At 28.3% G+C, this 8,992-nt stretch carries 8 protein-coding genes; 6 read left to right on the top strand and 2 right to left on the bottom strand.

All coding sequences use genetic code 11. The features are described 5' to 3' along the window. Nucleotides 1–193 precede the first annotated feature (193 nt). The 4 genes from L8D11_RS01895 (at nucleotide 194) to L8D11_RS01880 (ending at nucleotide 2,987) form a co-directional block, all read left to right on the top strand. Nucleotides 194–1,162 (top strand): Fic family protein, encoded by a 969-nt coding sequence (locus L8D11_RS01895; protein WP_236869986.1) that lies wholly within the window; start codon nucleotides 194–196, stop codon nucleotides 1,160–1,162. Between the two features lie 260 nt (nucleotides 1,163–1,422). Beyond that, nucleotides 1,423–1,656, top strand: coding sequence for an AbrB/MazE/SpoVT family DNA-binding domain-containing protein (locus L8D11_RS01890; RefSeq protein ID WP_236869985.1), 234 nt, complete (start codon nucleotides 1,423–1,425; stop codon nucleotides 1,654–1,656). Then, nucleotides 1,657–2,055 carry a PIN domain-containing protein gene (locus tag L8D11_RS01885; protein WP_236869984.1) on the top strand — a complete coding sequence of 133 codons (399 nt, stop codon included), beginning with the start codon at nucleotides 1,657–1,659 and terminating at the stop codon, nucleotides 2,053–2,055. Next, nucleotides 2,055–2,987 carry a recombinase family protein gene (locus L8D11_RS01880; protein ID WP_236869983.1) on the top strand — a complete coding sequence of 311 codons (933 nt, stop codon included), beginning with the start codon at nucleotides 2,055–2,057 and terminating at the stop codon, nucleotides 2,985–2,987. The genes L8D11_RS01885 and L8D11_RS01880 overlap by 1 nt, the downstream gene beginning before the upstream one ends. 722 nt (nucleotides 2,988–3,709) lie before the next feature. Here L8D11_RS01880 and L8D11_RS01875 read toward each other — a convergent pair. Next, nucleotides 3,710–4,540, bottom strand: coding sequence for a ParB/RepB/Spo0J family partition protein (locus L8D11_RS01875; RefSeq protein ID WP_236869982.1), 831 nt, complete (start codon nucleotides 4,538–4,540; stop codon nucleotides 3,710–3,712). Next, nucleotides 4,530–5,513, bottom strand: a complete 984-nt coding sequence (locus L8D11_RS01870; RefSeq protein ID WP_236869981.1) for a ParA family protein — start codon at nucleotides 5,511–5,513, stop codon at nucleotides 4,530–4,532. Before L8D11_RS01870 ends, L8D11_RS01875 begins: the two co-directional genes overlap by 11 nt. 292 nt (nucleotides 5,514–5,805) lie before the next feature. Between L8D11_RS01870 and L8D11_RS01865 the strand changes: the two genes are divergently transcribed. Both L8D11_RS01865 and L8D11_RS01860 read left to right on the top strand, forming a co-directional pair. After that, on the top strand, nucleotides 5,806–7,092 hold the full coding sequence (locus tag L8D11_RS01865) for a hypothetical protein (RefSeq protein WP_236869980.1): 1,287 nt from the start codon (nucleotides 5,806–5,808) through the stop codon (nucleotides 7,090–7,092). A 36-nt stretch (nucleotides 7,093–7,128) separates the two neighbouring features. After that, nucleotides 7,129–8,829, top strand: a complete 1,701-nt coding sequence (locus L8D11_RS01860; RefSeq protein WP_236869979.1) for an ABC transporter ATP-binding protein/permease — start codon at nucleotides 7,129–7,131, stop codon at nucleotides 8,827–8,829. The last annotated feature ends 163 nt before the right edge of the window (nucleotides 8,830–8,992 follow it).

Here is an 8,992-nt window from a genome sequence, read left to right as displayed (position 1 = left end):
TTGAGAAGATTAATCTCTTCTCTATGTACTCTGCTTTTGGTAAACACAAATCTGAAACCGCCCTATGCGACATCGCTTGTACGGTGGTGTGAGAGCGAGGTGCTGCAATGCGCCTCTCTACTCGATTAAATAAAGTTATTTACAAAGTATAACTAGGTATTGAAAGTGATAGTATCATATGATACTATCACTTATGAAATATTATCCTCCCTTTAAAATTACCTCTAAAATTTTAACTCTTTCTCATAAGATAGGACATGAGCTTGGACTATTGAAGGGAGCTAAATTATCACCTCCTCCTATAGAGCTACGTCGCAAGAATATGATTCAGACAATTCAAGCATCTCTCGCTATGGAAGGTAACATGCTTAATGAAAAGCAAATTACCTCTATTATTAATGCAAAGAGGGTTTTGGCGCCAAAAAAGGATATAATAGAAGTAAAAAATGCTATTGAAGTTTATAGTAAACTTCATATATGGAACCCCTTGGATATACAGGATTTTAAAGAAGCCCATGCTCTACTTATGAAAAATTTATTGGATACAGTTGGCGAATGGAGAATTACTGGGGTTGGTATTTTTAAAAAACAAAAATTGGCACATATAGCGCCACCAGCTAAAAGAGTTGCCAGTTTAATGGAAAACTTATTTAACTTTTTAAAAATCGATAAAGAGACTTCATGGCTGTTAAAAGCGTGTATATTTCATTATGAAATGGAGTTTATACACCCATTTTTAGACGGGAACGGTAGAATGGGAAGGTTGTGGCAGCAACTATTACTAATGAGGGAAAATCAAATATTTGGGTACATTCCTGTAGAATTTATCATTAAGCAAAATCAAGAACAGTATTATGAGTCTCTGGGAGTATGTGATCAAAATGGAGAATCTACTGTATTTATTGAGTTTTCTTTAGAACAAATTTTAATAACTCTAAAACTGTACACAGAAACTATAACTTCGCAAATTAATACTGTTGCAGAAAGGCTAAATTATGCTAAGGAGTATTTAAAAGACTGGTTTACTAGAAAGGAGTATATAATCTTACATAAAGATATTTCTTCGGCAACAGCTAGCAGGGATTTAAAAGAAGGTATAGAAAAAAATGTTTTATTTAAAAAAGGGAGATTCAATCAGGCAAAATACAAGTTCATGTTATAAAAAAGAAACGGCCGTTTTATAAAGAGATTATTTACCAATGAATAGTTGCTTTTTCTTGTCTATTATTATAAAGTATAAATAGCTTTTTACCTTTTCTTAAACAAAGTTCTTTTTTACTCTAATTTTTGCTCTTATTTTACCCTTAATTAAGAGATATTACTACACTTTGTTTTTTTGTAGTGCATCTACTTAATAACTGGTTGCTATTATATTTCTATTGCTATAAATATATACTATATGTTAATTTATACATTATTCTTATGGAAAAGTCTTTATACTCTACTATGAATGAAAAAGGACAGATAACTATCCCTGCACTTATTAGAAATAAACTACGACTAAAAGCTAGTAATAAATTTGAGTTCATTAATAAGGGTGATTCTATTATTATGCTCCCAGTTAATAAATCTCTGAGAGATTTAAAAGGATTTCTTCCTAAGCCTGATAAAACATTATCTTGCGATGAAATGAATGAAATTATTAAAAATAAGTAAATGATCGCAATTGATACTAACATTCTTGTCAGGTATATAACTCAAGACGATCTGCAACAAGCCGAAGCTGCTGAAAACTTATTGGCAATTTATAACAATAAACCCCAATCTATTTTTATAAATAATATTGTTTTATGTGAATTTATCTGGGTTTTAGAAAAAGGTTATAAATACACTCAACAACAAATCTCATCAACTATTAGAATTATACTTTCTACTGAAGAATTTGCTTTTGAATATCATAACGTGCTTTGGCTCGCTCTTGAAGAATATGAACTTAAAAATACAGATTTTTCTGATTCTCTTATTTCTAAACTTAATTATAATTTGGGATATAAGCAGACTTTTTCTTTTGATAAATCTGCCATTAATAACAATCTCTTTACTCCTTGTGATTAATGATCTTAGGATATATTAGAATCTCTACTTCTTTGCAAGATTTAAAAAATCAAAAAAATTCTATTAATGAATTTGCTAGAAAAAACAGTTTTATTGTTGATAAATTTATAGAAGTTGAAATTTCTTCAAGAAAAAATCAAAATGAGCGAAAAATTAATGAAGTTTTTGCTACTCTTCAAGAAAATGATATTTTAATCATTACTGAATTATCAAGACTGGGTAGAAGTCTTTCAGAAATTTTAAAAATTGTTAATTGCTTAATTGAAAAAAAAGTAAAGCTTATTACTATCAAGGAAGGTATCAATTTGCAAAATAAGCACTCTATCCAATCTAAGGTCTCAATTACAATGTTTGGGTTATTTGCAGAACTTGAAAGAGATTTAATTAGTGACAGAACAAAAGTAGCACTTGCTGCAAAAAAAGCCCAAGGAGTTAAGCTTGGTAGACCTAAAGGAGCTGGCAAATCTAAATTAGAACCTCATAAAGAACAAATTCAAGAGTTACTAGATAAAAAGGTATCAATGCTTTCTATCTCTAAAATTCTAGGTGTCACCTACCCTACTCTCTTTTCTTTTATTAAAGTTCGCAATATGAAAAATAAAAAGAAAAATAATGCTGATTTGGACAATCATAAAAAATTCATGAGAGTTAAACTTTCTTTAAATATAGAAAACAATACAAAATATGTAAGAGGGAAAAAGAAAGTTATTGAGGAAATTGAAAGTTGGATTCTCCCTGATTACGATTCTGCTTATAAAAAACTTGGTGATGGAGAATATATTTTAAAGGTAGAATATAAAAACAAAAAGGATTTAGATGATTCAATGTATGAGTTACTTCATAAAATTGCTACTGCAGCTGATGATAGACATTGCTTTTCTGATGATACTACAATTCAATCTCTAGATGAAGAAGACAGATATTGGGGTTAGTTGCAGCCCTCCTGACAATGCCTATTTACACTTATTATTGCTTTAGCTCGTTTTCAATCAAAAAAGACGTATTTAATTCATAATTTGTCTTGAAATATTTATACATATATTGCAGAATAAAGCTAGGATTCACAGTGGGTTGGCGATTTTATTAAAGTCGGTGATTAACAAGCATACCTCGTCTTTATGTACGGAAGGCGAATTTTACCTTTGATAAATGTTGTGAACCAAATCTTACAAGTCAAGGCTATGTTTTTTCTCGTGTTGTTGCCATATTATATATCATCATTAAATTAGTCTTTTTAATCACTTATGAAGTGGAGGTCTACTTGGCGCTGGGGTGGGTCATTTAGGTTGGCGCTAAATTAACTTTTGTGGGTTGTTTTGCTTGGCGCATGATAAATTAAGAAATAACGCAAAAAAAATTATAAATAAAGGAAAAAAGTAGAGCAAATAGTAATAGATGGAAAAGCGATACGAGGGAGTAAAAAAGGTGAAGCAACGTGCTTACAATCAGTTAGTGCATGGCAGGGCAATTACATGAAATTCTTAATGTGCAGATATAAAATTTTTTACTGCTTTAACCATTCACTGAAAACTGATGATTTTTTATTTGACTTTAAAGATGGTATCAAAAGGACTTGACGGTGCCAAAATAAAAACTTCTTCCAAATTCTTTTGTTTTAATACGGTCGCAACTGCGACCGCTTTTATAATTTCAATTACTCTAAAATGTCTTGAATTAGTTTAATACATTCATCTTTTTGCTTTTCTGTCAATTGTTCAATTTTATTTATTACTACTTCTAATTGGTTGTTGTTAATATAAATATCAAGTACCTTCGACCTGGTTTTAATTGACCTTTTTGGGTTTGATAGCTTCTTTTTATTTTTGATTACCAAATATTCTTCAACTAACTTTCTTCTTTTTTCTTCCTCTGCATGACATAACTCTCTTAAAAAATCTCTGGCCTTTATTTCATTTTCAACTAATGAAATTCTTATTTCTTCCGCTAAATTTCTTAAATTCATAATCTCTACTACAGAAGATTTTGATACCCCTACTTTTTTTGCTATCTCACTATAGGAACTACATATACTATTGTTTAGCAAATTAGAATATGCTTTCATCAATTCTACTGGGTGCAAGTCTTTTCTTTGGATATTCTCTATTATTGATATTTCTTCAGCTCTCTTTTTATCATGTATTATGATACATGGAACAGTTAATAAACCTACTAACTTAGCCGCTCTAAATCTTCTTTCTCCACTCACAATTTCATAATATCCACTCTTTTCATCAGATGGTATTACTGTAAGTGGTTGGCGTATACCATGCTCTTTTATTGTTTGCGCTAATGACTCAAGGCTTTCTTGGTCAAAATATACCCGTGCTTGATTTTTGAATGGAATTAATTTATCTAATTTTAAATTATAATATTCTCCCTTAAAGTCTTCAGTATAACTGCTAACTCTGGAATTTTTATTAGCTATTTTATTTTGAGAATTATCATCCTCTTCTAAATACCTTACTTTTGCTTTATCAATTTTCATCTAAAATTACTCCTTGTTTATTTACTGTAGATTTTCTTAACATTTCTTTTGTTAAATCTAACACATCCTCAACTGCTATCGATCTTTTATTACAAAATCCAATTACTGGTAATTTTTTCTTAGCAGAAATATTAATATCTTCACATTTCCTAATAATTGATTCCATTACATAACTCCCATATTTTTTTCTTAATGTTCCAAGTACTTCCTGAGATGTCGCAGTTTTAGATTCATATTTATTGGGGATAATAACATAGTTAATTTTCTTTTCCATAGCATCTGAGAAATCATCTATTTCACTCATTAATATCTCTAAACCCTTCAAACTGTAGTATTGCGTTTCACATACAACATTGAGCACATCAGCAACTAACGTAGCATTTCTATTAACCGTACTTATTGTAGGATTTGTATCAATGAAAATAAAGTCATATTTTTGCTTCACCCCCTCTAGTATTTTTGATAGCACTTTTTCTCGGTTAGGCATTTGATTAATTGGCAATTCTAATCTTGTTAAAGATATGTTAGCAGGAATAATATCTAAACCAGGGTAGACAGGTTTTATAGTTTCCTCTATACCTACCTTATTCACTATAACGTCATACAGAGTCATTTTATCTTCTTCTTCACTAAATCCGAAAGAATATGATAAATGTCCCTGAGGATCACAATCTAATACTAATACTTTAAAGCCTAATAATGAAAATAATATTGAAGTTTGATAACAAAGACTTGTTTTACCAGTCCCTCCCTTAAAATTAAAAAAAACTTGTATTTGCTTTGTTACTACCATCTCATCTGAATATAGATCCTTCATAATATTTCTAACATTTTCAAAAGAATATTTTTTTCTTTTTTCAGTGCCATTTACATGTTCTATGTGATTACTAGATATATATCTGCTAATTGTTGACTGAGTGATTCCTGAAATTAAAGCTATTATACTTTGAGAAAAAAAAATATTCTGTTTCATTATTTTTATAACTTATCACTATTAATTTCGACCATACACTTTATTTAATTAAATGTAAAATTATTACTTGCATGAAAAAATTAGAAAAAATTATTTTTTTGTTGCAATAATATTAATTCGTGTTAATTATTATGATAACATCACTAAATATACATTGAATGAAAAAGAGATAATAAAAAAAAGCGAAGCATAATTAAATACCCCGCCTTATTCTGATACATTAAGTATACGCATATTATGTGTATTTTGCAAGATTTTATTGTGCTTCTTTACAACAAAAAAGGAGACAAATATGCAATTATTAAGCAATTATCTTAATATAGATAATTTTGACGCTACTTTTGGCGAACCTACAGGTTACTTGCCTTTTGAGCATCAAAAAACACAGATTCTAAATGATTTTACTTTTTCATATTTTACATTAGAAAAAGCAGTAGGATATAAAAAAGCACTTTTTATATTTAAGCTAAACTATTGGCTCAATAAATGTGGCCGTGATATAGAATTAAACAAAGTTAAGTGGATATATAATACTATAGAATCTTGGGCTAAACAATTTAATTGGTCCATATCTACCTTAAAAAGAATTGTTTACTCTCTAGAAAAAGAAGGATTGATTGTATCTAAAAAAATTAACGCCAAAAAATGGAATCACACAAAATGGTACTCTATAGATTACTTTAAATTAAATTCATTATTAAATATTAATAAAAAAAGAAACAATCGAACAGTCCAAAAAGAAACAATCTTAATAAGTAACAATAGAAATAACTATACAAATAGATCTTCTTATAAAAAGGATGACGTTGAGTTAGAAAATACTTTAAAGGAAAAAATAGAAGAAAATCCTATAAATGTTAATGAAAAAGAAATAGTAAATAAAATGGTTTACATCTGGAACAAAGTATTTGAGTATTCAATCAGTCCAGTTAAAGCTTATAGTAATAAAAAGAACCAAGAAGTATTATTAAATCTTTATAAAACAGCATTTAGCGGAGATCTAAATAATTGGAGGGAATATGCATGCAAAATAAATAGTAGCCAATTTCTGATGGGAGAAAAGAAAACAAAAAATAACTTTAAGGCAGTATTTAGCTGGTTAATAAAGGAGGACACAATAGAAAAAATAATGAATGGAGAATATGGAGTAGGAGATAGAGAGCTAGATATGAATAATATAACGAAAAATATGGAAGAGAAGAAAGAGGAAGTAGTAAATAAAATGGATAAAAAAATATCAGAATATATAAAGCTCAAAATAGATGAAACAACGGAAAGAAAAGAATTTGAGGAATATGTTAAAATAAACCAAGCAGAAAGAAAAGAAGATGAATATGGCATATTAAGAGCTATAAGGCACATATCATATCACAGCATATTTAGAACAAATGAATATGAAGTACTTAGAGAAAGTCTGTATGAAAGCTATATAATGAAGAAATATTTAGGAATAACAAAAATGGAAGCGAGGAAAAAAATAAGGGAAAGAACAAAAGAGGTAGTTGATGATAAAGGAATAAATGAGATGATGATAGTAGAATTAAATGAAAAAAGTAAAGAAATAGAATATGTTGTATAAAAATTTAAACATTTAAAGTAGAACGGATTATAAAAAATGAAAAAAAGAGAAAATTTATTTATCTTGTGGATAAAATTAGTAATAAAATTTTTAATAAGCGAAAAAAAGAAAATAGCAATTATTGGTCTTATAGGATTAATAACATTTGAGTTATTCAATGTATATTTGATAGTAAGATTAACAAAATGGTATGGTGCATTTTATGATGCTTTGCAGAACTTAGATAAAATAGAATTTAAAAAACAAATATTAATATTTATAATTTTGGCTGCCATCTATATAGGAAACTCTTTATTAAAAACAGTTTCACAACTGTGGTATGCATTAGAATGGAGGATGTGGCAAACAAAAAAGTATATTAATAAATGGGTCGAAGGTAATAATTATTACCTATCAAAAGTATTAGATAAAGAGATAGATAATCCAGATCAAAGAATATCGAATGATGTGAAAGAATTTTCAACAATATCAATAGTGCTATTTTTAGGTGTGATTCGATCAGTAACAACCTTAATAAGTTTTGTAATAATATTATGGAGTTTATCAGGGGTATTAGAATTTGAAATATATTCATATAAAATAAATATACCGGGATGTTTAGTGTGGGTTGCATTAGCATATGCATTATTAGGGACATGTCTAACACACATAATAGGTAAGCCATTATCAGAAATATTGTATAAAGGAGAAAAAAAAGAAGCTGATTTTAGATATCAACTAATTAGAACAAGAGAAAATGCAGAAGCAATAGCAATGTATGATGCGGGGGACTTTGAAAAAGATGGAATATTAAAAAAGTTTGAAAAGATAGTTCATAATACAAAAGAGATGATATTTAGAGAAATGAAAATAGTATCCTTTGTTTCATTCTATAATCAAACAGCAGTAATATTACCAATATTAGTATTGGCACCAAAATATTTTGTTGCAGCAATAACTTTAGGAGTTTTAATGCAAACAATTAAAGCATTTGATGAAATAAAAACGGCGTTATCTTGGATGATAGAGTCATATATAAGTATAGCAACCTTAAAAGCTGTTATAGAAAGGCTATATGGATTTCAAAATAATATGGAAGAATGCAAGGAACAAAAAAATAATCAGAGATTGCAGATAAAATTTGAGGGTGAAGAAATTAAACTAAATAATTTAGAAATATATCTACCTAGTGGGGATAAAATATTAGAAAAAACCACAAAAGTTATCTTTAAAAACAACTATATATTGACAGGAAAAAATGGAAGTGGAAAATCTACTATATTTAGAACATTGAAAGGAATATGGCCGTATGCATCTGGGGAAATTATATACCCAGAAAAATCTAAAATAATGTTCGTACCACAAAAAAGCTATATGCCGGCTGGTACATTAAAAGCAACACTTGTTTATCCACTACGTGAATATAATGATGCTCAATATTTAGAATATTTATTAAAATCACTAGGCATAGACCATTTAAAAATGCTACTAGATGAGGAAAGTGAATGGGAAAGAGTATTAAGTGGTGGAGAAAAGCAAAAAATAGCAATTATTAGAAGTATAATTAATAAACCTAATATATTATTTTTAGATGAATCATTTAATGCAATGGATAATGACAGTGAATTAGCTTCTATTAATCAACTCTACAAAGAATTAAAAGATACCTCAATTATATTAATAAGTCATAAAAATGAATCATTTATAAAATTTTCTAAAATAATTGAAAAAAAAGAATTAGAAATAAAAATAGATTAACAATTGATGTAGATTATCATCAAATCTTTTTTTATTAAGGCAGGGGGTCAATCATTTTCTTTGTGTAAGTTAAATTATTTTTGTTACTAAATCATACCCTGAATCTCCACATAAAATTTCAAATTGGTTTAAAGCCAATGGCCAATTTTTAATCGGCATGGTC

The sequence above is a fragment of the Candidatus Bandiella numerosa genome (genome assembly GCF_021811875.1).
GTDB lineage: Bacteria > Pseudomonadota > Alphaproteobacteria > Rickettsiales > Midichloriaceae > Aquirickettsia > Aquirickettsia numerosa_A.
This window is presented reverse-complemented; position numbering and strand designations above follow the sequence as displayed.

Bases quoted from the DNA above. Each gene is read 5' to 3' on its own strand.
- L8D11_RS01895 (WP_236869986.1), top strand. From the start codon at position 194: ATGAAATATTATCCTCCCTTTAAAATTACCTCTAAAATTTTAACTCTT.
- L8D11_RS01890 (WP_236869985.1), top strand. From the start codon at position 1,423: ATGGAAAAGTCTTTATACTCTACTATGAATGAAAAAGGACAGATAACT.
- L8D11_RS01885 (WP_236869984.1), top strand. From the start codon at position 1,657: ATGATCGCAATTGATACTAACATTCTTGTCAGGTATATAACTCAAGAC.
- L8D11_RS01880 (WP_236869983.1), top strand. From the start codon at position 2,055: ATGATCTTAGGATATATTAGAATCTCTACTTCTTTGCAAGATTTAAAA.
- L8D11_RS01875 (WP_236869982.1), bottom strand. From the start codon at position 4,540: ATGAAAATTGATAAAGCAAAAGTAAGGTATTTAGAAGAGGATGATAAT.
- L8D11_RS01870 (WP_236869981.1), bottom strand. From the start codon at position 5,513: ATGAAACAGAATATTTTTTTTTCTCAAAGTATAATAGCTTTAATTTCA.
- L8D11_RS01865 (WP_236869980.1), top strand. From the start codon at position 5,806: ATGCAATTATTAAGCAATTATCTTAATATAGATAATTTTGACGCTACT.
- L8D11_RS01860 (WP_236869979.1), top strand. From the start codon at position 7,129: ATGAAAAAAAGAGAAAATTTATTTATCTTGTGGATAAAATTAGTAATA.